The sequence below is a fragment of the Belnapia moabensis DSM 16746 genome (genome assembly GCF_000745835.1).
In the GTDB taxonomy this organism is placed as follows: Bacteria; Pseudomonadota; Alphaproteobacteria; order Acetobacterales; family Acetobacteraceae; genus Belnapia; species Belnapia moabensis.
The window spans coordinates 38,551-64,652 of the sequence record NZ_JQKB01000019.1; the positions used below are offsets into that span (position 1 = coordinate 38,551).

At 68.4% G+C, this 26,102-nt stretch carries 27 protein-coding genes; 10 read left to right on the top strand and 17 right to left on the bottom strand.

Annotation, left to right across the window (positions count from 1 at the left end):
• Positions 1–62 precede the first annotated feature (62 nt).
• Genes EP26_RS14110 through EP26_RS31955 form a run of 4 tightly spaced genes read left to right on the top strand, consistent with a single transcriptional unit; the run spans position 63 to position 5,935 of the window.
• Entirely contained in the window at positions 63–2,771 is a 2,709-nt protein-coding gene (locus EP26_RS14110; RefSeq protein WP_043339336.1) for a DUF4159 domain-containing protein, read from the top strand.
• Entirely contained in the window at positions 2,771–4,876 is a 2,106-nt protein-coding gene (locus EP26_RS14115) for a membrane protein (protein WP_043339338.1), read from the top strand. Before EP26_RS14110 ends, EP26_RS14115 begins: the two co-directional genes overlap by 1 nt.
• Positions 4,876–5,217, top strand: coding sequence for a hypothetical protein (locus tag EP26_RS14120; protein WP_043339340.1), 342 nt, complete (start codon positions 4,876–4,878; stop codon positions 5,215–5,217). The genes EP26_RS14115 and EP26_RS14120 overlap by 1 nt, the downstream gene beginning before the upstream one ends.
• A 43-nt stretch (positions 5,218–5,260) precedes the next feature.
• Complete coding sequence (locus EP26_RS31955; RefSeq protein ID WP_052389176.1) at positions 5,261–5,935, top strand: ankyrin repeat domain-containing protein; 675 nt, start codon at positions 5,261–5,263, stop codon at positions 5,933–5,935.
• A 3-nt stretch (positions 5,936–5,938) separates the two neighbouring features.
• On the opposite strand, the gene EP26_RS14130 is transcribed toward EP26_RS31955, so the two are convergent.
• Together EP26_RS14130 and EP26_RS14135 are read right to left on the bottom strand one after the other, a co-directional pair.
• On the bottom strand, positions 5,939–7,228 hold the full coding sequence (locus tag EP26_RS14130; protein WP_052389192.1) for an aspartate aminotransferase family protein: 1,290 nt from the start codon (positions 7,226–7,228) through the stop codon (positions 5,939–5,941).
• 29 nt (positions 7,229–7,257) lie between these two features.
• Complete coding sequence (locus tag EP26_RS14135; RefSeq protein WP_043339342.1) at positions 7,258–7,878, bottom strand: pyridoxamine 5'-phosphate oxidase family protein; 621 nt, start codon at positions 7,876–7,878, stop codon at positions 7,258–7,260.
• Positions 7,879–8,062: 184 nt separating this feature from the next.
• On the opposite strand from EP26_RS14135, the gene EP26_RS14140 reads away from it, so the two are divergent.
• The gene (locus EP26_RS14140) at positions 8,063–9,340 is read left to right on the top strand and encodes an NAD(P)/FAD-dependent oxidoreductase (RefSeq protein ID WP_043339425.1); all 1,278 of its coding nucleotides are present in this window, start codon (positions 8,063–8,065) and stop codon (positions 9,338–9,340) included.
• A 252-nt stretch (positions 9,341–9,592) separates the two neighbouring features.
• Here EP26_RS14140 and EP26_RS14145 read toward each other — a convergent pair whose 3' ends face one another.
• From EP26_RS14145 to EP26_RS14200, 14 genes are all read right to left on the bottom strand, one after another.
• Positions 9,593–9,934 carry an SWIB/MDM2 domain-containing protein gene (locus EP26_RS14145; RefSeq protein WP_043339344.1) on the bottom strand — a complete coding sequence of 114 codons (342 nt, stop codon included), beginning with the start codon at positions 9,932–9,934 and terminating at the stop codon, positions 9,593–9,595.
• Positions 9,935–10,421: 487 nt separating this feature from the next.
• Positions 10,422–10,733, bottom strand: coding sequence for an NAD(P)-dependent oxidoreductase (locus EP26_RS36810; protein ID WP_052389178.1), 312 nt, complete (start codon positions 10,731–10,733; stop codon positions 10,422–10,424).
• A 3-nt stretch (positions 10,734–10,736) separates the two neighbouring features.
• Entirely contained in the window at positions 10,737–10,859 is a 123-nt protein-coding gene (locus tag EP26_RS38150) for a hypothetical protein (RefSeq protein ID WP_281177082.1), read from the bottom strand.
• A gap of 217 nt (positions 10,860–11,076) precedes the next feature.
• Positions 11,077–11,928 (bottom strand): GNAT family N-acetyltransferase, encoded by an 852-nt coding sequence (locus EP26_RS14155; RefSeq protein WP_043339345.1) that lies wholly within the window; start codon positions 11,926–11,928, stop codon positions 11,077–11,079.
• Positions 11,925–12,065, bottom strand: coding sequence for a hypothetical protein (locus EP26_RS34850; protein ID WP_157033537.1), 141 nt, complete (start codon positions 12,063–12,065; stop codon positions 11,925–11,927). The genes EP26_RS14155 and EP26_RS34850 overlap by 4 nt, the downstream gene beginning before the upstream one ends.
• 96 nt (positions 12,066–12,161) lie before the next feature.
• Positions 12,162–13,499, bottom strand: coding sequence for an NAD(P)/FAD-dependent oxidoreductase (locus tag EP26_RS14160; protein WP_043339346.1), 1,338 nt, complete (start codon positions 13,497–13,499; stop codon positions 12,162–12,164).
• A 361-nt stretch (positions 13,500–13,860) separates the two neighbouring features.
• Positions 13,861–14,232 (bottom strand): HesB/IscA family protein, encoded by a 372-nt coding sequence (locus tag EP26_RS14165; protein WP_043339347.1) that lies wholly within the window; start codon positions 14,230–14,232, stop codon positions 13,861–13,863.
• Between the two features lie 11 nt (positions 14,233–14,243).
• Entirely contained in the window at positions 14,244–14,636 is a 393-nt protein-coding gene (locus EP26_RS14170; RefSeq protein WP_052389179.1) for an SUF system Fe-S cluster assembly protein, read from the bottom strand.
• Positions 14,605–15,072, bottom strand: coding sequence for a Fe-S cluster assembly sulfur transfer protein SufU (sufU, locus tag EP26_RS14175; RefSeq protein WP_043339349.1), 468 nt, complete (start codon positions 15,070–15,072; stop codon positions 14,605–14,607). The genes EP26_RS14170 and sufU overlap by 32 nt, the downstream gene beginning before the upstream one ends.
• Positions 15,072–16,319: an aminotransferase class V-fold PLP-dependent enzyme gene (locus tag EP26_RS14180; RefSeq protein ID WP_043339350.1), complete on the bottom strand. Its 1,248-nt coding sequence runs from the start codon at positions 16,317–16,319 to the stop codon at positions 15,072–15,074. Before EP26_RS14180 ends, sufU begins: the two co-directional genes overlap by 1 nt.
• On the bottom strand, positions 16,316–17,608 hold the full coding sequence (sufD, locus tag EP26_RS14185; RefSeq protein WP_084112544.1) for a Fe-S cluster assembly protein SufD: 1,293 nt from the start codon (positions 17,606–17,608) through the stop codon (positions 16,316–16,318). The genes EP26_RS14180 and sufD overlap by 4 nt, the downstream gene beginning before the upstream one ends.
• Positions 17,605–18,351, bottom strand: coding sequence for a Fe-S cluster assembly ATPase SufC (gene sufC, locus EP26_RS14190; RefSeq protein WP_043339351.1), 747 nt, complete (start codon positions 18,349–18,351; stop codon positions 17,605–17,607). The genes sufD and sufC overlap by 4 nt, the downstream gene beginning before the upstream one ends.
• Entirely contained in the window at positions 18,352–19,851 is a 1,500-nt protein-coding gene (gene sufB, locus EP26_RS14195) for a Fe-S cluster assembly protein SufB (RefSeq protein ID WP_043339353.1), read from the bottom strand.
• 9 nt (positions 19,852–19,860) lie between these two features.
• Positions 19,861–20,322, bottom strand: a complete 462-nt coding sequence (locus EP26_RS14200; RefSeq protein ID WP_043339355.1) for an SUF system Fe-S cluster assembly regulator — start codon at positions 20,320–20,322, stop codon at positions 19,861–19,863.
• A 113-nt stretch (positions 20,323–20,435) separates the two neighbouring features.
• On the opposite strand from EP26_RS14200, the gene EP26_RS14205 reads away from it, so the two are divergent.
• From EP26_RS14205 to EP26_RS14225, 5 genes are all read left to right on the top strand, one after another.
• The gene (locus EP26_RS14205; RefSeq protein WP_043339357.1) at positions 20,436–21,326 is read left to right on the top strand and encodes an alpha/beta fold hydrolase; all 891 of its coding nucleotides are present in this window, start codon (positions 20,436–20,438) and stop codon (positions 21,324–21,326) included.
• A 62-nt stretch (positions 21,327–21,388) separates the two neighbouring features.
• The gene (locus EP26_RS14210; RefSeq protein WP_043339358.1) at positions 21,389–22,615 is read left to right on the top strand and encodes a cytochrome P450; all 1,227 of its coding nucleotides are present in this window, start codon (positions 21,389–21,391) and stop codon (positions 22,613–22,615) included.
• Between the two features lie 72 nt (positions 22,616–22,687).
• A complete protein-coding gene (locus EP26_RS14215; RefSeq protein WP_211259444.1) occupies positions 22,688–23,593 on the top strand; it encodes an SDR family NAD(P)-dependent oxidoreductase in 906 nt (301 codons plus the stop codon).
• 72 nt (positions 23,594–23,665) lie between these two features.
• On the top strand, positions 23,666–24,496 hold the full coding sequence (locus tag EP26_RS14220) for a nitroreductase family protein (protein WP_169747401.1): 831 nt from the start codon (positions 23,666–23,668) through the stop codon (positions 24,494–24,496).
• Positions 24,489–25,163, top strand: coding sequence for an NUDIX hydrolase (locus EP26_RS14225; protein ID WP_157033538.1), 675 nt, complete (start codon positions 24,489–24,491; stop codon positions 25,161–25,163). The genes EP26_RS14220 and EP26_RS14225 overlap by 8 nt, the downstream gene beginning before the upstream one ends.
• Positions 25,164–25,184: 21 nt before the next feature.
• Here the strand turns inward: EP26_RS14225 and EP26_RS31965 are convergent, their stop codons facing one another.
• Complete coding sequence (locus tag EP26_RS31965) at positions 25,185–25,967, bottom strand: phosphatase PAP2 family protein (RefSeq protein ID WP_052389181.1); 783 nt, start codon at positions 25,965–25,967, stop codon at positions 25,185–25,187.
• Positions 25,968–26,102 lie beyond the last annotated feature (135 nt).

Sequence of the window (26,102 nt, forward strand, 5' to 3'; positions counted from 1 at the left end):
ATGCCATCTGAATGCATACCATCTAGGTGGAGTGATGCTGTGCCCCTCCCCATAAGGGTCCAATGCTGAGCCTGGGCCCCATCGCCTTCGCCGCCCCTTGGCTGCTGCTGGCCTTGCCGGCGCTTCCGGTGCTTTGGTGGCTGCTGCGGGTGACGCCGCCGGCGCCCCGCCGCATCGCCTTCCCTGCCCTACGCCTACTGCGTGACCTGCCCATCGCCGAGGAGACGCCGTCGCGCACGCCTTGGTGGCTGCTGCTTCTCCGCATCGCCGCCGCCGCCCTGCTCATCCTTGGCCTGGCGCGGCCGGTGCTGGGGCCAGGTGCCGGCACCGCGGGCGAAGGCACGCTGTTGCTGGTGGTGGATGATGGCTGGGCCTCGGCCGAGGACTGGCCGGCTCGGATGGCCGCCGCCGGGGGCGCGCTCGACCGCGCCGGGCGCGAGGGCCGCCGCGTCGCCCTGCTCGCCACCGCTCCGGCAGAGACCGCCGAGCCGCCGCGGGTGATCGGCCCGATGCCGGCGGAGGATCTCCGCAGCCGCCTCGCCGCCCTCCGCCCGAAGCCCTGGGCGCCCGACCAAGCGGCGGCGCTTGCCGCCTTCCAGGCCTGGCGGACAACCAATCCCGGACCGGTCTCCAGCCTGTTGCTCAGCGACGGCGTGGAGCATAGCCCTTCCGCCCTCGCCGAGGCGCTGGCCGCTGCCGGCCCGCTGGCCGTAGCGCGGGCCGAGGCGCAGCCGGTACGCCTGCTGCTCCCGCCGCTGGCCGAGGCCGACCGGCTTCGCCTACGCCTCCAGCAACTACCCCTGCCGGTGGCGAGCGAGGCGGTGGTGCTCGCCCGTACCGGCGATGGACGCGCCCTCGGCCGCGCCGTGATCCCGCTTGCCTCCGGCGCCACCGAAGGCGAGGCGGCGCTCGAGCTGCCGGTCGAGATCCGCAACCAGGTGGTCCGGCTGGAGATCGAGAACAATGCCGGCCCCGGCGCCGTGATCCTGCTCGACGAGCGTTTCCGCCGCCGCCCGGTCGGCCTGTTGCCGAGCGTCGAGGAAAGCGCGGATGCGCCGCTGATCGGCGACTTGTTCTATCTCGACCGGGCGCTCACCCCCTATGCGGAGCTGCGGCGCGGCCCGCTCGACAGGCTGCTCGCCCGGCCCATCGCCGTGCTGGCCCTGGCCGACCGCCCGGTGGCCGATGGGTCGGAGCGCGAGGCGCTGGCCCGCTGGGTGGAACGGGGCGGCACGCTGATCCGCTTCGCCGGCCCGCGCCTCGCCGACCATCCGGACAGCCTGCTGCCGGTGCCGCTGCGGGCGGAACGCCAGCTCGGCGGCTCGCTCTCCTGGGAGCAGCCGCAGCATCTGGCTCCCTTTCCGGAAGGGTCGCCCTTCGCCGGCCTCGCCATCCCCGCGGAAGTGGCGGTGGAGCGCCAAGTTCTCGCCGAGCCCTCGCCTCGCCTTTCCGAGCGGAGCTGGGCGCGGCTGACCGACGGCACGCCGCTGGTCACGGCCGAGGCGCGCGGCGGGGGGCGGATCGTGCTGTTCCACGTCACCGCCAATGCGGAATGGTCTAACCTGCCGCTCTCCGGCCTATTCGTGCAGATGTTACGGCGGATCGTGGCGCTCTCCGCGGGCATCCAAGGTGCCGAGGGCGAGGCGCCGCTGGCGCCGATCGAGACGTTGGACGGCTTCGGCCGGCTCGGTCCCGCACCGCCGGCGGCGGCCGCCATCCCCGCGGCGCAAATCGAGGCGACGGTGCCCTCGCCGCGCAACCCGCCCGGCTGGTACGGCACGCCGGGGCAGGACCCCTCCTCCATCGCTTACCGACGGGCGCTCAACCTCGGCGGCTCCGTCCCCGGCTTGCGGGCGGCACCTCCGCCCCCGCCGGGCAGCGCCCTGCTCGGCATCGGCGGCGTGCCAACGGAGCGTGACCTCGGGCCCTGGCTGCTGGCAGCCGCACTGCTGCTGCTGGCGGCCGACCTGCTGATCGGCCTCCGCCTGAGAGGGCTGCTCCGACCGGGCTTCGCGCTGGTGGCCGTGCTGTGGCTGGCGCAGCCCGCCGTGGCGCAGACCGCCTCCGACCCGGCGCCGGCGCTCGCCACCCGCCTTGCTTATGTCGCCACAGGCGATGCCGCGCTCGACGATGTGCAGCGGATGGGCCTCGTCGGCCTCTCCGACTTCATCAACCGCCGCTCCGCGACCGCGCTCGCCGACCCGGCGGCGGTGACGCCGGGGGCGGACGACCTCTCCTTCTACCCTTTGCTTTATTGGACAGTGACGGCCGAGGCGCCGCCGCCCGACGCGGCCGCCGTCGTCGCGCTCAACGAGTTCATGCGCAATGGCGGCATCATCCTCTTCGACACGCGCGACGAAGGCTCGGGCGAGGGCTTCGCCCCCGGTGCCCGCGCGGCGCTGCGGCGGGTGACGCGCGACCTCGCCGTACCGCCCCTCGCCCCGATCGGCGAGGATCATGTATTGAAACGCTCCTTCTACCTGCTACCGGACTTGCCAGGCCGCTTCTCCGGTGGCCAGGTCTGGGTGGCACGTGACCAGGACCGGGCAAACGACAGCGTCTCGCCCGTCATCGTCGGCGGGCATGACTGGGCGAGCGCCTGGGCCATCGATGCCCGCGGGCAGAACCCCTTCGCTACCATCCCCGGTGGCACGCGGCAGCGGACGCTGGCCTATCGCTTTGGCATGAACCTCGTGATGTACGCCCTGACCGGCAACTACAAGGGCGACCAGGTGCATGTGCCGGCGATCCTCGAGAGGCTCGGCAACTGATGCAGCAAGCCCTCTCCGGCATCGACTTCGCCCCCGTCTTACCCGTCTGGCTGATCGCGGCGCTGGCCGTGCTTGCGATGCTGGCCCTGGTGCCGGCCCTGTTGCGCCGGGCGCGTGGCGCGGCGTTGCGCGCGCTCACCTTTGCGCTGCTGCTGCTGGCGCTGGCCAATCCGCGCCTCGTCGAGGAGACGCGAGAGACGCGACCGGATATCGCCCTGCTTGTCGTCGACCGCAGCGATAGCGCCCGTATCGGCAACCGCGCGCAGCAGATCGAGGCCGCGCGCACCGGCGTCGAGGCCCGCGCGGCGAAGCTGCCCGACCTGGAGCTCCGCACCGTCGAGGTGCCGGAGGGCGGCAACCAGGGCACCCGCCTCTTCACCGCGACGGAGCGGGCGCTGGCCGACATCCCCCGCGCCCGGCTCGCCGGCGTCATCGCCCTGACCGATGGGCAGGTGCATGACGTGCCGGCTGCCTCGCCGATAGAGGCGCCGTTTCATGCCCTTCTGCCCGGCCGCCCAGGCGAGACCGACCGACGGCTTCGGGTCGTCGAGGCGCCGGGCTTCGGCATCGTCGGCCGTTCGGTCGAGCTGCGCGTCGCCGTCGAGGATCTCGGTGTGCCGAACGCGACCGGCGCCGCCCGCCTCTCCATCCGCCGCGATGGCGCGCCGGCCCGCATCGAGAGCGTGCCCATCGGCCGCGAGCACCGCATCGAGTTGCCGATCGAGCGTGGCGGACCGACCGTCGTCGAGCTCGCCGCCGAGGCGCGGCCGGGCGAGGTCTCGGAGCTGAACAACCGCGCCGTCGTCACCATCACCGGCGTGCGCGACCGGCTGCGCGTGCTGCTGGTTTCCGGCGAGCCGCATGCGGGCGAGCGCACCTGGCGGCGCCTGCTGAAGGCCGATCCGGGCGTCGACCTCGTCCATTTCACCATTCTCCGCCCCCCGGAGAAGGACGACCTGACGCCGCTCAACGAGCTGGCGCTGATCGCCTTCCCGGTGCGCGAGCTGTTCCAGGTGAAGCTCCGCGAATTCGATCTCGTCGTCTTCGACCGCTTCGCCAATCGGGGCATCCTGCCGCCGGCCTATTTACGCAACATCGCGGATTACGTCCGCGGCGGCGGCGCGCTGCTGATGTCGGTCGGCCCGGAATTCGCGGGGCCGACGAGCCTCGCCAATACCCCGCTTGGCGCCGTGCTGCCGGCACGGCCCGCGGCCGGGGCGGGCCAATCTGCCGTCGCTGAAGGCGCCTTCCGCCCGAGCGTCACCGCGCTCGGTTCTCGCCATCCCGTCACCGAAGGCCTTACTGGCGCGAACCCGGACGAGCAGCGTTCGGCGAATTGGGGCCGCTGGTACCGGAGCCTCCGTGTCGATCAACGCGGTGGGGCAACGGTGATGGCTGCCGCCGACGGCGCGCCGCTGCTGCTGCTCGACCGCGTCGGTGAGGGACGCGTCGCGTTGCTGCTCTCCGATCATATCTGGCTCTGGTCGCGGGGGCATGATGGCGGCGGCCCTCAGGCGGAACTCCTCCGCCGGGCCGCGCATTGGCTGATGCGCGAACCCGAGCTCGAGGAGGAAGACCTGACCGCCCGCATCGAAGCCGGACAGCTCGTTATCCAACGTCGCAGCGTGGAGCCCGGGCCGCCGCCCGAAGTGACGATCACCGCCCCCGATGCCAGCACGCAGCGGCGCCCGCTCGAAGGCGGCCAGGGGGGCCATGCCACCGCCCGCGTGCCGGCTGACCAGCCGGGAGTCTGGCAGGTTTCGGACGGCAGGCGCAGCGCCTTCGCCGCCGCGGCCGCCGCGAACCCGGCGGAGGTCGCGGATCTTCGCGCCGATCCGGCCCGCCTGGCCCCGATCCTCGCCGGGACCGGCGGTGCCGCTCGCTGGCTCGGCACGGCGGCAGAGCCTGCCCTGCCGGAGCTGCGCCGCGTCGGCCCCGGGCGCGACGCGCGTGGCGGCGATCCTCAGGCCGGATGGATTGGTCTTCGCCGCAACGGCGACCATACGGTGACCGGCATCGCCGCCATGCCGTTGTTGCCGCCCTGGCTGGCCCTGCCGATGGTGCTCGGCCTCGCCGTCTTCGCTTGGCGGCGGGAGGGTCGTTGATGCGCCGGTTGCTGCCCCTGATACTCCTCGCCGGTTGCGCCATCGGCCCAAATCTCGAGAGCCGCCTCGCCGCCAGCATCGGGCAGAGCGAGTTGCAGCTCGTCGAGGGTTTCGGCGTCCCCAACCGCACCTACGAGACCGGCGGCCTTCGCTTCCTGCAGTATGAGGAGCGGCGCCAGGTCATGCACCAGCTCGACCCCTACTGGGGCTATCCCTATGGCCGCTTCGCGCCCTACTCGGTCGCCGGGCCGGTGCTGCTGACGCGGTCCTGCGATATCACCTTCATCTTGAAGGAGGGCCGGGTACAGTCCTTCACCACAAGGGGCGACGACTGCCGCTGAGGATCGCTGGCGGCGGAGGGCAGGATTGGGTAAGGAAACAGGCATGCGCTCCTCCGCCCTCATCCCGCCCTTGGCCCTGATCGCTCTTCTTGGCTTGCCGATCTCGGAGGCGGCTGCCCAATTCGGCCGCAACGGCCGGGCCGGCGGCTTGACCGATGCGCCGACAGAAGCCAGCCGACCACCGCCCGCGGCCCTTCCCGGCCTGCAGTATCGGCAGGCACCGGCGCCGATCCCGGCTGACCCAAGCCAGAATCTCGGCCCGAATGCGGCGTTGTTCGATTCTATCAATCGTGGTGACTTGGCGGCAGCGCGCGAGGCGGTCGGACGCGGCGCGGACATCGGAGCCCGCAATGTGCTCGGCCTTTCGCCCATCGATGCCGCGGTGGATCAGGGCCGCAGCGACATCCTGTTCTTCCTGCTCTCGGTCCGCGGCAGCAGCGGCAGCCAGGGCGCCCCATTGCCGCCCTCCGATCCGGTGACGCCGGCCGCTGCCCCGCGCTCAGCACCACGGCGGAACGTCGCGCCATCGGCCCCGGCGGCTGAGCGACAGGTGCCGAATCCGGTGCAGCGCATTGCCAATCCGCGGCTCTGGGCCGGCGATGGCGGCTCGCCCAACCCGGCGATCGGCTTCCTCGGCTTCGATGCTGGCCGTCCGGCCGGTTCGGCGCCGCCCGAGCAGTCCGCAGCACCGGCCCTGCGCCGCAACGGGCGGGGCTGAGGCTCAGCCGCGCGGCAGGGATTTCAGCGCGGCATCGAAGGCCTCCAGCGTCTGCGCCTCGTCGCGCGCGTCATGCGCCGTCGAGAGGTAGTATTTGCTGTCACCCTTCAAGATGCCGTGCTTACGCAACACCGCATTGACGTGTTTCTGCACCGCCGCATCGGCGCGCAGCATGCCGCGGTAGTCGCGCGGCGCCTCATCGCTGAAGACGATGTCGAAGAGCGGCGGCTCGCCGATGGCACAGCCAGGCACGCCATGGCGGCGCAGCAGCCCTTCCATCTCCGCCATCAGCCGCCGGCCCATGGCGAAGACGCCGTCATAGGCGCCGGGCCGCCGCAGCACCTCGAGCGTGGCGAGGCCGGCGACGGAGGCGATGGGATTGCCGGAGAGCGTGCCGACTTGCATGAGGAAGCCGTCATCGCCGACGATCTCGCAGTCGAAATGCGCCATGAGGTCGGCCCGGCCGGCGATGGCGGCAAGTGGGAAGCCGCCGCCGATGATCTTGCCGAGCGTGCAGAGGTCGGGCGTCACGCCGTAGTAGTTCTGCGCCCCGCCATAGCAGAAGCGGAAGCCGGTCACGACCTCGTCGAAGATCAATGGGATGCCGTATTGCGTGGCCAGCTCTCGCATCCCTTGCAGGAAGCCCGGCGCCGGCGGAATCAGCCGCTGAAAGGGCTCCAGGATGATGCCGCCGAGTTCGTCGTGATGCTCGGCGATCAGGCTGCGGGCCGTTTTCAGGTCGTTGAAGGGCGCGACCAGCACCTCGTCCCGCACGCTCTTCGGGATACCGGCGGAATCCGGCACGGCGACGGGGAAGTTGGCGAGCTGCTTCGGCGCCAGGCTCATCAGCCCCCAGTCGGACATGCCGTGATAGCCGCCCTCGAATTTCAGGATGCGGTCGCGCTTGCGGAAGGCCCGCGCCACCCGCAGCGCATACCTGTCGGCCTCCGATCCGCTGCTGACGTAGCGCACCTGTTCCGCGCAGGGCAGCGCCTCGACCAGCACCTCGGCGAGACGGATGCCGGGCTCGCTGGTGGCGAAGAAGGTTGTGCCAAGCGGCAGTTGTGCCTGCACGGCAGCCAGCACTTCGGGATGCCCATGCCCGATGAACATCGGCCCGGAGCCGAGTAGGTAGTCGACATACTCGCGTCCGGCGACGTCGCGGACCCGGCCACCCTTGCCTTCGCGTAGGATGACTTCGGGAGCGAAATTGCCGAAGCTCCCGGCAGGCAGGACACGCCGCGCCGATTGCGCCAGCGCCGCTTCCGCATCGCTCGGGGAGATGCTGTCCATTGCCATCGGTCCTTCGGCTGGGATGGTGGTCAGCCTAGGGGGTGTGCCCCGGCAGGGCCAGGCCGGTGAGGGTCATCGGCCGGGAGGATTGGCTGGATGTAGTCGCGTGACTTCCACTCCGGCGCGGCCTGTGTGCCATCCGGTCGTGGCAGGTAGGCCGAGGGTTCGCCGGCACCGAGATCGGGGATGTAGCGCGGGCAGTTGGGAAAGATATCCGTCACCGCAACCCGCACCAGCCGGCGGGCACCGGGAATGGCCGCGAGGCGTGCCGCATCCTCGATCAGCGCCGCATGGCCACGCAGGCGGAGCCGCAGCGAGCGCCCGTCGAAGCTCATGAAGAGCATGCCAACGGACGGGCTGACAGCGATGTTCCCGAGGCTGAGATACATCGAGTTACCGTCGTAATCCGGGAACTCCAACTCGGCCGGACCAATGACGCGCACGAACCCGGGCGGGCCGCCCTTGAAGCTACAATCCACCGCGCCCTCGGCCGCAGTGGCGAGGAAGAAGAAAGGCGCCGCCTCGATCATCGTGACGTGCTCCGGCAGGAAATGCTCCTGCCGACGCCGCGCTTCGAGCGTATCCGCCACGCGCCGGCCGTCGAAACGGTCCTGCAGGGTGCGGTTGCCAGTGTGGAACAAATGCGACATTGGCCTCTCCCGATCCTACGATGTCCCCTAGCCAGCGCCGGAGTTCCGGCGGGTCGGGTGCCCTGAAGCTGAGTGTCCTGGATATTTCCGTCCCAGGCATCGGAGTGTCCACGAAACCGGATCCACTCCCATGCTCACCGGTATTCCGATCTTCTGCAAACCGCAAAAGGGCCCAGCTTCCTCGATGCAGCCACTGCCGCCCAGCCTCTACGCCGCAACCGCCGGCCCGGCACCGCCGACGCCACCCCTCGTCGGCGACCGAAAGGCGGATATCGTGGTGGTAGGCGCCGGCTTCACCGGGCTTTCGACCGCGCTGCACCTGGCCGAGCGCGGCGCAGATGTGGTGGTGGTGGAGGCGAACGAGCCGGGCTGGGGCGCCTCCGGGCGCAATGGTGGGCAGGTCAATCCTGGGCTGAAGCCCGACCCGGACGAGGTCGAGGCCGATTTCGGGCCTGATCTCGGCGGACGCATGGTGCGCTTCGCCTGGGGTGCGCCAGAGACGACCTTCGCGCTGATTCGCCGCTGGCAGATCGCCTGCGACGCTCGGCAAGGCGGCACACTCCGCGCCGCCTACCGGCCCACCCATGCCGCAGGCGTGCGCCGCTCCGCCGAACAAGGGATCCGCCGCGGCCTGCCGGTAACGCTGTTGGAGCGCGATGCCGCAGGCGAGGCGACGGGCACCGACCGCTATCTCGCAGTAATACGCGACGCGAGTGGCGGCGACCTCCAGCCGCTGGACTACGCCCGCGGCCTGGCGCGCGCCGCCATGCAGGCCGGCGCCGCGGTGCATGGCGGCACGCCCGTCACTGCGTTGGCCCGCGCCGAGGGGCGCTGGCGCGTCGCCACGCCGACCGGGACGGTGACGGCCGAGACGGTGATCCTCGGCACCAATGGCTATACCGGCGATCTCTGGCCGAGCCTCCGCCGCAGCGTCGTTCCCGTCTTCAGCTCCATCGCCGCAACGGCGCCGCTGCCGGAGGCGGTGGTGCGCAACATCATGCCGATGCGGTCATCCCTCTATGAAAGCGGTCATATCACCGTCTATCTACGCGTGGATCAGCAGAACCGCCTACTGATTGGCGGCCGCGGGCCGCAGCGGCCGATCGCCGCCCCCTCCCCCGTCGCTTATCTCATTCGCTATGCGGAGCGCCTTTGGCCCGCGCTCAACGACGCCGACTGGGTGCATGGCTGGAACGGTCAGCTGGCGATGACGCCTGACCACTACCCCCATATTCATCAACCGGCGCCTGGGCTCATCTGTTGCATGGGCTACAATGGCCGCGGGGTTGCACTCTCAACCGCGATGGGGGGCGAAATCGCACGGCTGGCCAGTGGAACGCCGGCCGAGGGGATCGACATGCCGGTCACGCCAATTCGGTCCATGCCATTCCATAGCTTTTGGCGGATTGGGGTGGCGGCGAAGGTAGTACAGGGTCGCCTTCGCGATCGGCTGGGACTGTAGGCGGTCTCGATGGCCTGGTGGAGCGTTGGCATGCTGCGGTGTTTGCTTGGCGCTATGGGCCGGGTTGCCACGAGAATCGAAACGCCAGTACAGGGACGAGTGGTGCAATCACCGTATTGCGCCGGCGCCCATAAGCCGATGCAGTCCGGAGATCTTCTGACCGATCAGAATATTTGCATGGTCCATGGCTGCGGCTGAGCGTCGCCCGTCGCACGCTCAGCCAAACACTCGATCGGCGAAAACAACAACTTCCTACTTCAGATGCTTGGCAAGGTGCTTGTTCATTTCGAACATAGTAACCTTGTCCTTGCCGAATACCTTGCGGAGCTTGTCATCGGCGATAATCTCGCGTCCGTCTTTCGGGTTCTGAAGCTTGTTGGCCTTGATGTAGGCCCAGACCTTGCTCACGGCTTCGCCACGAGCCAGTTCATCGCCGCCGACGACAGCCGCCAGTTCTTCCGATGGCTTGAGCGGCTGCTGAAGTGCGTTTGGCTTGTTGCCTTTGCTTGGCTTTTCGATCTTGGCCGCCTTTGTCGGCTTGGCATCCTCGGATGCCTCTGCCTTTGGCTTGTTCGGTGTCGTTTTGCCGGGCATCGCTACGGTCCTGATTACTGTTGCTCGTGGCGTCTCAAGGAAAGATCGCCGGTTTAGTTGACGCGCAACGACCGTAATGTCCAACAGTTTCGGTGCTTCCGACTATTTGGCTGCTGCGCTGTCGATTCGCCCAGAACACTTCGGTGGCAACCCAAGCGCCGGCCCCTTGGATCGGCTCCGCGCCTCCTCGATGCCAGAACGGTCGTCCCCGGCCAGTTCGACGCCGATGCGACGCCGACCGACATCGACCGGACCACGCCTTTCCCAGGAAGCCGGCACGTCAACGGGACTTAATATCCCCGTGCCCGGTCGACCGCGCCATGCATCGGCTCGCTACGCCGGATGTTCTCGATAGTCGCCTCGTCTCCGTTATCCGCATGGGCCTTGCTGACGACATGCGGTGTGAACCAGATTTGCGGATCGAACCAGCGGGGTGATCCGGCGCCGATGGTTCAGGCTCCGCTATATAGGGGATGACGGCATAGAATTACCCTGCCTCCAGCACGGCCAGCAGGTCCGCCTCGACGAGATGCCCGCCCCGCCCGGCATTGACCAAACAGGCGCCTCGCGCCAGCGCGCCGAAGAGTGCCGCGTCAGGCATGCCGCCTGTCTCCGCGGTGAGAGGAAGAAGGCAGGCGGCGACGTCGAGATCTGTCAGGAAGGCCGGCAGTTCCTCCTGGCCCGCGAAGCAGCGCATGCCATCCAGGTTGCGGCGCCCACGGCTCCGAAGCGCCTCCAGTGCGGCCAGTCCTAGCACGCCGAGGCCGAGGATGCCGACGGGCCGCCGTTCCGTGGGCACTGCTCAGGTCGCGGCACAAACACGCTGCCGCCGCTGGTCGAGGAAGAGCGGCAGGCCATGGTGCAGCGCCAGCACGGTGAGGGTGATCTGCTCTGCCATCCCCGCCGTGAGCCTGGGCTCAACCATCCGCACTACCAGCATCCCCGGAGAACAGCACCTCAAGCGCCGGAAAGCGCACGGCGATGTCCCTCAGCGGCTACCACGCAGCCAAATAGCGTCCGCCGAAGGGTCACCGATTTCCGGCCAGATCTGGAAGGGCAGACCCGGCAAGGCGTCGGCGAAGAGGCGCCGCCAGGCTTCGCCCCGAAGCGGCTCCGATGTGGGCCAGGCTCATCCGTCCTCCTCAGCCCAGCGCCTGGCTGACAAGGGCGAAGCTCGTCACGCCGCCATCTCCCTGCGGCGGCACGCCGCGCACCATCCGCTCGCCGGTTCCTGCCTCGGCGAGGCCATGCGCGACAAGCCGATGCGACAGCCCGTGCTCGTCCGGCACGTCGATCCGCAAGAACCGTCCGGCGTGGGAGCCGAGCCAGACGGCGATCAGGGCCCAGGCTGCCTCGACATCGGGCGCGATGACCGGACCAATGAGTTCCCCATGCCCGAAGCGGCGGAGGAGGGAGAAGCCGATTGCCTCCCCTTCCCGCTTCAGCACAACGCCTTCCGCGATCGCGAGCAGCGCCCGGATCAGCGCCTGGCGCGGCATGCCGAGCGCTCGTCGGTCCAGCGCGGCGAGCAGCGGCTCATCCTCCGCGCGAAGCGGCGGGACCTGCAGCCCCGGCGGCAAGACGAAGGAGGCGGGTGCAACCGCCACGCCCTGGTGCTGGCGCAGCAGGCCAAGGCCGGCGAAGCCAAGCTTGCGATAGAGAGGCAGGCCAGCCGCGGTGGCGTGGAGAGTCACACTCCGCTTCCCCAGCATGTCCAGGACACCCGCCGTCAGGGCCCGCCCGAGGCCGCTGCCCTGCGCTGCATCGGTCACTACCACCATGCCGAGGGTCCCGGCCTCCGGCCCGTAGCGCCAGCCCATGGCAGTGCCGATGAGGCGGCCGCCGCGCTCCGCCGCCAAACCCTCGCCCAGCATCAGGTTGAATGCCCAGTCCTCCAGCCGGTACGGCCAGCGCAGCGCAGCGGTCAGGGCATGCGCCGCCGGCAGGTCCATATCGACAAGCGGACGAAGCCGCGTCACCGCGTCGCCCGTCATGCGCTGGCCCAGTACCAGCCCGTCATGTTCCAGGTGTGCTGGCGCGCATTCACGTTAGGGCGGAAGCCGACCAGCGTGTCCTTCGTCCCTTCCGCAGTGGCGTACTGGTAGATCGGCAGGATCGGCAGCGCCGCCACCGATCATCGCCACATCCATCCGGCCTTCGACCGGCTCTGCCTCCGCGTCGGAGAAGGGCATCGCGGTGTCGAGCCAGTAGGGCACCATCCGCATCGTCACATCATCCCTGGCTTTTGGATGCGGGAGCCGTCGATCAGACGCTCGTAGCGGAACGGCGCCGGATCCACGGCGGGGGTGCGGCCCAGGATGAGGTCGGCGGCGAGTTGGCCCGCGCCGGGGCCGATGCCGAAGCCATGGCCGCTATAGCCGGTCGAGAGGAACAGGCCCGGGAGCGCGCCCACCGGGGCGATCACCGGCACCGCATCCGGCGTGGAGTCGATCCAGCCGCCCCAGATCTGCCCCATCTTCACACCCGCAAGGGCGGGGTAGGAAGCGGCGAGCTGCTTCAGCGCAGGCTCCGCCACACCGACCTTCGGCACAGGGTCGAGGGTTCGCATATCCTCCGCCTCGAAGATCGTCGGACGATCCATGCGCCAGCGTCCGAGGGCGGCCTGCGGACCGCGGAAGAAGGACTCGCCTATGCCGAATTTCACCATCTTCCGCCGCGCCACGAGGGTCGGCCAGAATTTACGGGCGTAGCGCATGCCCTGCGGCGTGATCTCGATCTGGCCGCGGTTATTGGCGGCGACGATGTAGCTGCCGTCCTCACGCCTGCCGATGGTGATGTCAGGAGTGTAAAGGCCGCCCGGCGTGATCTCAGGCGCTGGCTCGGTGAGGAAGACGGTGGAGCGGATGCTCGATTGCGGCAGGTCGAGCCCATGACGCCGCAGCAGCATGGAGGACCAGGCACCACCCGCCAGCAGTACCTGCGGTGCGCGCAGTCGGCCATGCTCTGTGATGATGCCCGCAATGCGGCCGCCCTTGATGTCCAGACCGCGCACGGCGCAGCGCTGGTGAACGCTGGCGCCGAGCCTTCGCGCTGCGGTGGCGATGGCGGGTGCGGCCTTGCGCGGCTCGGCCCGTCCATCGCGCGGCGAATGGATACCGCCGATCCAGCCGCCGCCGGGGCCCGGGACCATCTTCGCCACCTCTTTGGCGGAGAGGAGGCGGCTATGGAACTGGTAGCCGCGCGCCATCTCCACCCATTGGCGCCAGGTCTCCAACTCGCTCTCGCTGCGTGTTGCATAGATGAGGCCGGCGCGGTGGAAGCCGACATCGATGCCGGCCTCGCGCGGCAGGCTGTCCCACAACTCCATGCTGCGCAGCATGACCGGGATTTCACGCTCGTCCCGGTTCTGCACGCGGCACCAGCCCCAATTGCGGCTGGACTGTTCGCCGGCGATGACACCCTTCTCCAGTAAGGCGACGCGCTGTCCCGCCTGCGCCAGGAAATAGGCGGCCGTCGCCCCGGCAATGCCGCCGCCGATGATGGCGACATCCACCTCGGCGGGAAGGCTTGGATCACTGGGAACGGGATCGACGGGTGGCGACATGGGCGGGGTTCCGGGATGAACGTGAAGGATCAATGACCGAGCAGGCCCGGCAGGCCACCGATATGCCACACGCTTGAGCGGCTCCGGAACGTCCAAACACCTCCCAGCTCGGCACCCCGTGCGAGGAAGAAGCCATGGTCTTCTGGATTATGAAGGTGCCGAACAGCCACCTTCGACGAGTTCCCAGAACGCGCCAGTGTGCCGCATCCTTGCCCCGCCAGATAATGGCCGGAACTGTCGGTCGCAAGTTACCGGACGGCACGCCCTCATCAGCGACGCCAGAAAGGAGCCGACGTCCAGGCGCTGAAGGACACCAGTGTGCCGGATGAACTCACATCTTACCCGAACACACGCCTTTCGCTCAAACGTGGAAGCTTTCCCCGCAACCACATCGCCCCTTCTCGTTCGGATTGGTGAAGGTGAAGCCGGCGGACATTGCCTTCTGCTCGTAGTCCATGGTGGTGCCGATGAGGAAGAGGCTCGCCTTACGGTCCACCAGCACAGTCACCTCCTTATCGGTGACACGTTCATCCGTCGGCTCGGGCGCATCAACCCAGGACAGGTCGTAGGACAAGCCGGAACAACCCTTGGTCTTCACCCCAATGCGGAGCAGGCGCCCGGCCTCGCCGGCGGCGTAGAGGGCGCGCAGCCTCTCGGCGGCGGCGTCGGTCAGCTGCATCAACGGTGGCAGCGCGCGGCGCGTGCGCGGCGGGCTTTGGGTGGTCGTGCTCATGGCGGCCTCCCTCAAAACATGTTCATGGCAAGGCGGGCGTCTTCGCTCATCCGGCCCTGGTCCCAGGGCGGATCCCAGACGACCTCGACCTTTACGTCGGTGACGCCGGGCACCATGCGGATGCTCTCCTCCACCTGGCTCGGCAGTTCCTGCGCCGAAGGGCAGGACGGCGTGGTCAGCGTCATCTCGACCTTCACCCGTCCGTCATCCTCGATCTCGACGGCGTAGATCAGGCCAAGCTCATAGATGTCGACGGGAATCTCCGGATCGAAGACCGTCTTCAGCATGCCGATAACGGCATCCTCGCTCACCTTGGACGCCGGCGGAATCTCGCCCTCAGGTGTCCAGGCGCCATGCGTTGTGGTGGCTTCCTCACTCACTCGTCGCCTCCTTGCCGCTGCCATCGAGGGCGGCGTTCAGCGTATGCCAGGCGAGCGTCGCGCATTTCACCCGGCTCGGGAATTCATGCACGCCCGAAAGGGGCTGCAGCCGCTCCATCTCCTCCTCCAGCGAGGCGCCGCAATCAGGGCAGGCGCCGGTCATGGCGAGGTTGCGGAAGCGGTCGCCCAGTATATGGGCCTCGGCCGGGGACTTTCCCTTGACGGTTTCGGTCATCAGGGATGCGCTGGCCATGGAGATGGCGCAGCCGCGCCCTTGAAAGGCCACGTCCTCGATGGCGCCGTCCGGCCGGAGCTTCAGGAACAACTCCATCCTGTCGCCACACATCGGGTTGTCGCCGCGGGCGGTGCGGTCGGCATCCTCCAGGCGGCGGAAGTTCCGGGGCTTCCGCCCATGGTCGAGGATGACCTCCTGGTAGAGGTCGCGGAGGTCGTCGAACATCAGGAGAAGAACTCCCTGGCTTTCGTCAAAGCCTCGGCGAGGTAATCGATCTCGCCGAGCGTAGTGTAGAGCCCGAAGGAGGCGCGGCAGGTGCCGCCCTCAAGGCCGAAGCGCGCATGCAGCGGCTCGGCGCAATGCCGCCCGGCGCGCACCGCGATTCCGGCCCGGTCGAGCAGCGTCGCCAGGTCATGCGGGTGGGCATTGTCGAGCGCGAAGGAGAAGACTCCACCGCGATCCTGGGCGCGGCCGAGCAGTGTCAGCCCCGCGACATCGGAAAGGCGCCGCATAGCGTGGTCGACGAGGGTATGCTCATGCGCCTCGAGTGCCGGCATGCCGATGGCCGAGACGTAGTCGATGGCCGCATGCAGCCCGACCGCTTCGACGATGGGCGGCGTGCCGGCCTCGAATTTCGCCGGCGGCTCCGCCCAGGTGCTGCCCTCGAGCGTCACGCTCGCGATCATGTCGCCGCCACCGAGGAAGGGCGGCATGCGCTCCTGGTGCTCGAGCCGCGCCCAGAGCACGCCGATGCCGGTCGGCCCGTAGAGCTTGTGCCCGGTGAAGGCGTAGAAATCTGCGCCCAATGCCTGCATGTCGACACGGCGGTGCACGGCGGCCTGGCTGCCGTCGAGCAGGACCTTGGCGCCCCTGGCATGCGCCATGGCGACGATGCGCTCGGCCGGGGTCACCGTCCCCAGCACGTTAGACATATGGGTGACGGCGACGAGGCCTACCTTGCCGTCCGCGAGCTTAGCCTCGAAATCCTCGAGATCGAGCTCCCCGGCATCGGTCACGCGGCAGATGCGCAGCTCGATGCCCCGGTTGTCGTCCCGCAGCATGTGCCAGGGGACGAGGTTGGCGTGGTGCTCCATCTCCGAGACCAGCACCGCCTGCCCGGGCTGCATCACGCCGCGGCCCCAGCTATGGGCGACGAGGTTGATCGCCGCCGTGCTGTTGGTGGTGAAGATCACCTCGCGCGGGTCGGCCGCGTTGATGAAGCGGGCGACGGCGGCGCGCGCCGCCTCGTAATCCGCTGTGGCGGCCTCGCTCAGTCGGTAGGCGCCGCGATGCACATTGGCATAGCGCTCCTCCATGCTGCGGACCATCGCCTGGATCACCTGGCGTGGCTTCTGCGCCGAAGCGCCGCTGTCGAGGAAGACAAGCGGCCTGCCGCGGTGCTGCTGCGCCAGGACGGGGAAGTCGGCGCGGATGCGCTCGACATCGAAGCCCGGCTGGACCGGCGCGTTCATGCGGCCTCCTTCTCCCACCAGCCGGCGACGGCGCTTTCCAGCGCGGCGCGGGCGGTCTCATCGGTGACGCCTTCGATCGCTTCCTGCAGGAAGGCCTCGACCAGGATGCTGCGCGCCTTGTCCTCGGGGATGCCGCGGGCCCGCAGGTAGAAAAGCTGGTCGGCATCCAACGCGCCAACGGTGGCGCCATGGCTGCACTTCACGTCGTCGGCATAGATCTCAAGCTGCGGCTTGCTGTCGATCTCAGCATCCGGGCTCAGCAGCAGCGCCTGGTTCATCTGGTAGCCGTCGGTCCGCTGCGCAACCTGATGGACATGGATCTTGCCCTGGAAGACGCCGCGCGACTTGCCGGACAGCACCGTCTTGTAGGTCTGCCGGCTGGCGCAATCGGGCGCGGCATGGTCGAGCACCGTGGTGGTGTCGGCATGCTGGCCGTCGCGCAGCAGCTGGGCGCCGTTCATGTGGCAGGCGGACTTCGGCCCGGCGAGCACGGCGTGAATTTCGTTCCGCACCAGCCGCGCGCCGGCGTTCAGGGTGAAATTGTCATAGGTCGCGCCGGACTCGATCCGCGCATAGACGGTGCCGAGCTGGAAGCCCTTCACCCCCTCGCGCTGGATGCGGGCATGGGTCAGCACGGCGCCCTCCGCCAGCTCGATCTCGAAGACCGGGTTGTGCAGATAACGCGTGTCCTCCGGCCCGCTTGCCTCCTCGATGAGGGTAAGGCTGGCGCCGGCTTCGAGCCGGATCAGGTGGCGCGGATGGAAGGCGGAGGGCCGCTCGCTGCGGCTGGTAAGCGAGCGCAGCTCCAGCACGCCACCGGCGACGCCGGCCGGCACCGTCACCAGCAGTCCGTCCTCGAAAAGCATGGTGTTGAGCGCGACCAGCGGCTCCTCCGCCGGACGGGCCAGGGCGCCGAGGCGCCCCTCGAGCCGCGGCAGCTGCTCCGCCAGGCTGCCGATGGCGAAGCCGGCGTCATCAAGCTGCGACAGCTCCGCGCGGAAACGGCCATCGACGAAGACGGCCCGACGCTCGCCGCGCGGCGCCGGCAGCGCCACGTCGTCGCCGAGGATGGTCAGCGCCTCATCGAAGGCGGCGTCGGAGACGGGACGGAGGTCAGTGTATTTCCAGGCCTCGACCCGGCGGGTCGGGAAGCCGGCCGTGCGGAACTGCGCGGCGGCCGCCTCGCGCAGCGCCTGCACCCAGTCCAGCCGCTGCCCCGGCAGCCGCGCCCGCAGCCCCTCGAAGCGGTGGAGGAAGCCCTCGGCGCCACTGTGCACGACGGTGTTCATGCTGCGGCCTGCACCGAGGCATAGCCCGAGGCCTCGAGCTGCTTCGCCAGCTCCGGCCCGCCGGTCTGCACGATGCGTCCCTGCATCAGGACATGCACCTTGTCGGGCACGATGTAGTCGAGCAGGCGCTGGTAGTGGGTGATAACGAGGGCGGAGAAGTCGGGCGCCCGCAGCGCGTTCACGCCATCAGCCACGATTTTCAGCGCGTCGATGTCGAGGCCGCTGTCGGTCTCGTCGAGGATGGCGAGCGAGGGCCGGAGGAGGGCCATCTGCAGCACCTCGTTTCGCTTTTTCTCGCCGCCGGAGAAGCCGACATTGACGCCGCGCTTCAGCATGTCCTCCGACATCTGCAGCTCCTTCAACCGGGCGCGTGCCAGCTTCAGGAACTGCATCGCATCCAGCTCCGACTCGCCCTTGCCACGGCGGATGGCGTTGAGCGCGGTACGGAGGAAATTGGCATTGCCGACGCCGGGCAGTTCCACGGGATACTGGAAGGCGAGGAAGACGCCCGCCGCCGCCCGCTCCTCCGGCTCCATGCCGAGCAGGTCGACGCCGTTCAGCGTCGCGCTGCCGCCCGTCACCTCATAGCCCTCGCGCCCGGCGAGGACATAGGAGAGGGTCGACTTGCCCGAGCCGTTCGGGCCCATGATGGCGTGCACCTCGCCGGCGGGCACTTCCAGGTCGATCCCCTTGAGGATCGGCTTGCCCTCGACCTCGGCGGTCAGTCCTTCGATACGCAGCATTTAACCAACGCTCCCTTCGAGCGAAATCTGGAGAAGCTTCTGGGCCTCGACGGCGAACTCCATCGGCAGCTCCTTCAGCACCTCACGGCAGAAGCCGTTGACGATGAGGCCGACAGCATCCTCTTCGGACAGGCCACGCTGGCGGCAATAGAACAACTGGTCCTCGGCGATGCGGCTGGTGGTCGCCTCGTGCTCCACCTTGGCCGACATGTTGCGGTTCTCGATGTAGGGCACGGTGTGCGCCCCGCACTGGTCGCCGATCAGCAGGCTGTCGCACTGGGTGAAGTTGCGCGCGCCGGAAGCCGTCGGCGCCACCCGCACGAGGCCGCGATAGGTGTTCTGCCCCTTGCCGGCCGAGATGCCCTTGGAGACGATGGTCGATGTCGTGCGCTTGCCGACATGGATCATCTTCGTCCCTGTATCGGCCTGCTGGTGGTTGTTGGTGATGGCCACCGAGTAGAACTCGCCGACGCTGTCATCGCCAAGCAGCACGCAGGACGGGTACTTCCAGGTGATGGCCGAGCCGGTCTCCACCTGGGTCCAGCTCACCTTGCTGCGCTTGCCGCGGCACTGCGCGCGCTTGGTGACGAAGTTGTAGATACCGCCCCGGCCCTCGGCATCGCCGGGGTACCAGTTCTGCACCGTGCTGTACTTGATCTGCGCGTCGTCGAGCGCGACCAGCTCCACCACCGCGGCGTGCAGCTGGTTCTCGTCCCGCATCGGTGCCGTGCAGCCCTCGAGATAGGAGACGATCGCGCCCTCGTCGGCGATGATCAGCGTCCGCTCGAATTGGCCGGTGCTCTTCGCATTGATGCGGAAATAGGTGGAGAGCTCCATCGGGCAGCGCACGCCCTTGGGGATGTAGACGAAGCTGCCATCCGTGAAGACCGCGCTGTTCAACGCCGCGTAGAAGTTATCGCCCGGCGGCACCACGGTGCCGAGATACTGCTTCACCAGCTCCGGGTGCTCCTGCACCGCCTCGGAGATGGCGCAGAAGATGATGCCGTCCTTCGCCAGCCGCTCCTTGTAGGAGGTGGCGACGGAGACACTATCGAACACCGCATCGACGGCGATCGGCATGCGCCCGCCCTCGGAGGGGCTGTCGCCCGCGCCCTCGACGCCGGCGAGGATCGCCTGCTCCTTCAGCGGGATGCCGAGCTTGGCATAGGTCTTCAGCAACTCGGGATCGACCTCGTCGAGCGACTTCGGGCCGTCCTTCTTCTTCGGCGCCGCATAGTAGTAGGCGTCCTGATAGTCGATCGGCGGGTACTTCACCGCCGGCCAGCGCGGCTCCTGCATCTTCTGCCAGGTGGCGAAGGCCTTCAGCCGCCACTCGAGCAGCCACTCGGGCTCCTTCTTCTCGGCGGAGATGAAGCGGACGGTATCCTCGTTCAGCCCTTTCGGGGCGAAGTCCATCTCGATCTCGGTCTCGAAGCCCCACTTGTAGGTGCCTTCGGTGACGGACTGGACGGTGTCGAGGGTCTCGGCGACTGCGGGCATATCGGGTTCCTACTCGGCGACGAGCTGAGTGAAGGTGGTCGCGGGGGCGCAGCGTGTGGGGCCGGCCAGATCGGCGAGGGTGATGTCGGACAACGCCCGGCGGATAGCGTCGTTGACCGGATCCCAGCGGCCGCGCACGGCGCAGATGCCCTGCGCCTCGCACTGCCCCTGCCCGCCATCGACGCAGGCGGTAAGGGCGATCGGGCCGTCGATGGCGACGATCACCTCGGATAGCGGCACCGCGGCGAGCGGCCGGGCCAGCCGGTACCCGCCACGGGCGCCGCGCAGCCCTTCCACCAACCCGGCCTGGCTCAATATCTTGAGCACCTTGGCGACGGTCGGCTCGGCGATGCCGGTGGCCAGGGCAAGGCCCGGCGCGGTCTGCACCCGGCCTTCCGGCAGGGCGCCGTCGCGCGCGAGCCGGGCCATGACGACCACGGCATAATCGGTTAGTTTCGATAGCCTCAACACGGCGCATCCCTCATGCGACTTAAATAGGACCTAGTGGGTCCTCTTTGAAGCCCCCCTCTCGCCCAAAACCGCCGGCCGTGCCTAGGCTACAGCCCGCCACGGGGGAGCCATCGATGCCGACCATCACCACCGATGACGGGGTTGAGTTGCACTACGAGGAGGCCGGCAGCGGCACGCCGCTGGTCTTCGTCCACGAATTCGCCGGCGATGCGCGGAGCTGGGAGCCACAGATGCGCTTCTTCGCCCGCCGCTACCGCTGCATCGCCTTCAACGCCCGCGGCTACCCGCCCTCCGCCGTACCGCATGACCCGGCCGCCTATTCCCAGGACCGCGCCACGGACGACATCGCCCAGGTCGTGGAGCGGCTCGGCCTCGCCCCGGCCCATGTCGTCGGCCTCTCGATGGGCGCCTTCGCCACCCTGCATCTCGGCCTGCGCTACCCGCATCTCGCCCGCAGCCTGACCGCCGCCGGCGTCGGCTACGGCGCCGCCCCCGGCAAGCGCGACCAGTTCCGCACCGAGGTGGACGCCACCGCCGACCGCATCGCCGGGGAGGGCATGTGGAAGATGGCGCGGACCTATGGCCGCGGGCCGACCCGCCTCGTTTTCGAGGAGAAGGACCCGCGCGGCTACGCCGAGTTCATGTCGCAGCTCGCCGAGCACGATACCGACGGCGCGGTGCTGACCATGCGCGGCGTCCAGCGCGAGCGCCCCAGCCTCTTCGATCTGGAGGCCGAATTCCGGCGAATGAAGCTTCCCACCCTCATCGTCTGCGGCGACGAGGACGACCCGACGCTGGAGCCTGGCCTCTTCCTCAAACGCGCCATATCGACCAGCGCCCTCATGGTGATGCCCCGCTGCGGCCATACCATGAACATCGAGGACCCGGACGCCTTCAACCGCGGCGTGCTCGACTTCATCACCTGGGTCGATGCCGGCCGCTGGTGGGAGCGCAACCCGGCAACGCTGGCCGGCGGGATCATTGCGGGAACGGCGAAGGACTAGTTTTCCCTCGCCGGCCCGGCCTCATGCGCTAGGCTTCCCGGAAAACCCAGGGAGGCTAAGCCATGAACGTCGTCGCCCGCGTCCCGTCCGACCTCTCGCATCTCGACCCGAGCGACCCAGCACTCTATCGGGATGAGACCTGGGGCCCGCTCTTCGCCCGGCTGCGGCGGGAGGAGCCGGTGCATTTCTGCGCCGACAGCCGCTTCGGCCCCTATTGGTCGCTCACCCGCTACAAGGACATCATGGCGGCGGAGGTGGACCATGCCACCTTCTCCTCCGAGGCCGGCGGCATCCAGCTCATCGACCAACCGAAGGACATGGCGCGGCCGAGCTTCATCCGCATGGACCCGCCGAAGCATGACGAGCAGCGGAAGGTCGTCCAGCCCATCGTCGCCCCCGGCAACCTCGCCAATATGGAGGTGCTGATCCGCGAGCGCACCCAGCGCGTGCTGGACGGGCTGCCGCGCAACGAGACCTTCGACTGGGTCGAGCGCGTCTCCATCGAGCTGACGACCATGATGCTGGCGACGCTCTTCGACTTCCCCTTCGAGCAACGCCAGAAGCTGACCTACTGGTCCGATGTGGCGATCTGCGACGTCAACGCTCCCGACCCGCTGGTCCCGACCGAAGAGGCGCGCTTCGCCGAGCTGAAGGTGATGGCGGAGACCATGGCCGCCCTCTTCAACGCCCGGCGCGACGCCCCGCCGCGCTTCGACCTGCTCTCCATGCTGGCCCACGACCCAGCGACGCGCGACATGCCGCTGCGCGAATTCATGGGCAACCTTGCCCTGCTCATCGTGGGCGGCAACGACACGACCCGCAACTCGATGACCGGCGGCTTGCTCGCACTGCACCAGAACCCGGCTGAATACCGGAAGCTCCGCGACGATCCCAGCCTGATCCCCAACATGGTGTCCGAGATCATCCGCTGGGCGACGCCCGTGATTCACATGCGCCGGACCGCGACCCGCGACGTGGAGGTCGGCGGCCGCACCATCCGTGCCGGGGACAAGGTCGCGATGTGGTACGTCTCCGGCAACCGCGACGAGGCGGCGATCGAGCAGCCGGACCGCTTTATTATCGACCGGCCGCGGGCACGCCAACACCTCTCCTTCGGCTTCGGCGTCCATCGCTGCGTCGGCAACCGCCTGGCCGAGTTGCAGCTCCGCATCCTGTGGGAGGAAATCCTGGCCCGTTTCCCGGTGATCGAGGTGCTTGGGCCGCCACGGCGGATCTACTCCAATTTTATCCACGGCATCGCGGCCCTGCCCGTGCGCATTCCCGCCTGACCCCGGCTTCACGGAGCGACCGGACGGGTCTAGGAATAGATAGCCACCTACGGAGAGGGAACGCCAATGGGCATGCTGGATGGTAAGGTCGCCGTCGTCACCGGGTCGGGCGGCGGCGTCGGCCGGGAGATCGCCCTGCACATGGCGCAGGCCGGTGCCAAGGTCATCATCAACGATATCGGCGCCAGCCTGACCGGCGAGGGCCAGTCCGCCACGCCGGCGCAGCAGACCAAGCAAATCATCGAGCAGCGCGGCGGCCAGGCTGAGATCAACACCGACAGCGTCGCCTCCTGGGAGAGCGCTGGCAAGATCGCCCAGTCGGCGCTCGATCATTTCGGACGCATCGACATCGTCGTGAACAATGCCGGCATCCTGCGCGACCAGATCTTTCACCGGATGACGCCCGAGGAGTGGAACGCCGTCATCGACGTCCACCTCAATGGCTCCTTCTACATGTCGCGCCATGCGGCGACGCACTTCCGCAAGCAGGAGAGCGGCGCCTTCGTCCACATCACCTCGACCTCGGGGCTTATCGGCAATTTCGGCCAGGCGAACTACTCGGCGGCGAAGCTCGGCATCGTGGCGCTGTCGAAGTCGATCGCGCTCGACATGAAGCGCTACAACGTGCGCTCCAACTGCCTCGCGCCCTTCGCCTGGAGCCGCATGACCAGCTCCATCCCCGCCGAGACGCCTGAGCAGAAGGCGCGGGTCGAGAAGATCATGCGCATGGGCCCGGAAAAGAATGCCCCGCTCGCCGTCTTCCTCGCCTCTGACGCGGCGAAGGAGGTCAACGGCCAGGTCTTCGCCCCGCGCATGAACGAGCTCTTCCTGTTCAGCCAGAACCGGCCAATCCGCGGCATCCACAGCAGCGAGGGCTGGACGCCGGAGAGCCTGGCCGAGCATGCCCTGCCGGCGCTGAAGAGCTTCTTCGTCCCGCTCGAGCGCTCGGGCGAAGTGTTCAGCTGGGATCCGCTGTAAGCGTCCCTGGATGCACGACACCTTCCGCGGCTCATGTCGCGGAAGGCTACCCTTGGGGATGAGGGAGAGGCCGTGACGCCTGAAAGCCTGATCCGCGGCCGCTACGGCCTCAAGCCCGAGGCGCCGTTGCCCTTCGCCCCGCCGGCGGAAGTAGCGCCCGCGCTCGCCGCCCTGCTCGACCGCCGCGTCACCCGGCGCTACGCCGCCGAGCCGGTGCCGGAGGCACTGCTGCACACCATCCTCGCCGCCGCCCAGTCTGCGCCCAGCAAGTCCGACCTCCAGCAATACTCCATCATCCTGATCCAGAGCCCGGACAAAATCGCCCGCATCGCCGACTGGATCGGCAGTATGGACTGGATCAAGCAAGCCCCCGTCTTCCTGCTCTTTTGCGGCGATATCCGCCGCGGCCGCCGCGTCGCCGCACTGCATGGCCGCCGCTACGCCAACGACAATGTCGATACCTTCCTCAACGCCGCGGCCGATGCGGCGCTCGCCCTCGGCTTCACGGTGATGGCGGCGGAGGCGGCGGGGCTCGGCACCTGCCCCATCTCCTATGTCCGCAACCATGTCGAGAAGATCGGGCCAATGTGTGCCCTGCCCGAGGGCGTCTTCCCCGTCGCTGGCCTGACGCTCGGCTGGCCCCAAGGGCCGCGCAACTGGCTGTCGCCCCGACTGCCGCAGGCGCTGGTCGTCCACCGCGAGACCTATGACGACAGCGGGCTGGAGGCCGCCTTGCCGGCCTATGACGCCGCCCGCCCGCCGGCGAAGCCGCGCTATCCGGAGATTCACGGCCCGAGGCCCGAAGGCTGCGGCTGGAGCGAGAATGCGGCCCGCCAGCTTTCCGTGCCGGAGCGCTTCGGCCTCCGCGCCTGGCTGAAGCTGCAAGGCCTCTCGCTTGACTGAAGCCCCGACCGCCGACAATCCGGGCGGCGCCGAGGAGGCGAAGCGTGCTGCCCGCTCCGTCACCCCTCGCCACGCCGCGAGCCTCATCCTATGGCGCAATGGCGCGGCGGGGCCGGAGGTGCTGATGGGCCTTCGCCACGCATCGCACCGCTTCATGCCGAATGTGCTGGTCTTTCCCGGCGGCCGGGTCGACCGCGCCGATCATCGTGCCCCGGCGCTCGGCGAGCTGCCGCCCTTCACCCGCGCCTGCCTGGAGCGCCAGGCGCCACCGTCGCTGGCGCGGGCCATCGCCATCGCCGCCGCCCGCGAGCTTGAGGAGGAAACCGGCCTCGTCCTCGGCCGGAAGGAAGGGCAGCGCCTGTTGCCCGACCTCGCCACGCTCGACTATCTCTGCCGCGCCGTGACACCGCCCAACCGCTTCCGCCGCTTCAACGCCCGCTTCCTCATCGCGCCCGCCGAGGCCACCCATGGCGCGCTCCGCGGCAGCGGCGAGCTGCAGGAGTTGCGCTTCTTCGGCATTGAGGAAGCCTTCGGGCACAAAATCGCCAGCATCACGAGCAAGGTATTACGGGAGTTCGTCGGCTGGCTCGCCCTCACCCCCACAGAACGCGAAGCGCGGGAGTTGATCTGCTTCCGTGGAATGGATCACAGGTTGCCGGAGCGCTGACGCAGCGTCCTGTCGCAATCGTCAAGGCTGATCTGGATGCGATTGATCGGCCAGGACATGGCCGCTGCCTCTCACGCCCTGCGGCGGAGTGACCTCCTTTTCAATGGCTGTCACCACGATGAACTGCGCCCGCCGCGCGAGGACGCGCACGTCCTCGAACATGGTAGTAAACTGGTAAGCTAGCATGATCAGCGCGATGCCGAAGACAGTCGCATGCCGACGCTCTGCCCGCTCCGTGACGCGGATGGCAGCGTCCGTCAGGCCACGCCACCGGCCCACCAGTATGGTTGCAACTATGCCGATCGCGGCACCCGCCAGCAGGTCGCTCATGTAATGGAGTCCGGTATAGAGCCGCGGGAAGCAGACAATGACGGCCGACCAGGCGAAGGCAGCCACACCGAGACGTCGGTCGGCCCGCCACAACGCGAAGGACAGCGCGAAGGATAGTGCCGCCGTGTCGCTGGGGAAGGAGCTCCAGTCCCGGAGGACATCGGCGGGCCGACCGATCGGCACGACGAAGTCGCTGATGGCATACAGTGGCCGGGGCCTGTTGGGACCGAGATTTTGGATCAGCCGGGACGCGACCAGCCCTGCGAAGCCGCCGAAGATGCCCTGAAGGAACAGGCGCCGTCCCTGCCCCGACCTTTGCGCTCCCAACCAGAGAGCGAAGAACGCCGCCACGATTGGCAGCATTTTGACCGAGTTGTAGAAGCAGATCTGGCCGATGAACTTATCGAGGATAACGGATTGACCGGCATATACATTGACAGACTTCGTCACCAGCAGATCAAATCGTTCCATCATCGGCACAGCACCTGGCGATCATAGTTGTTGCTGCCGCGGAAAATGACATAACGGTTAGATTAAGTTGACACACGTTATTCATATTTTGGTAACTTTGCCGGGACCCAAAGGCTGCTTTGGTGCCCTGACTCGCCG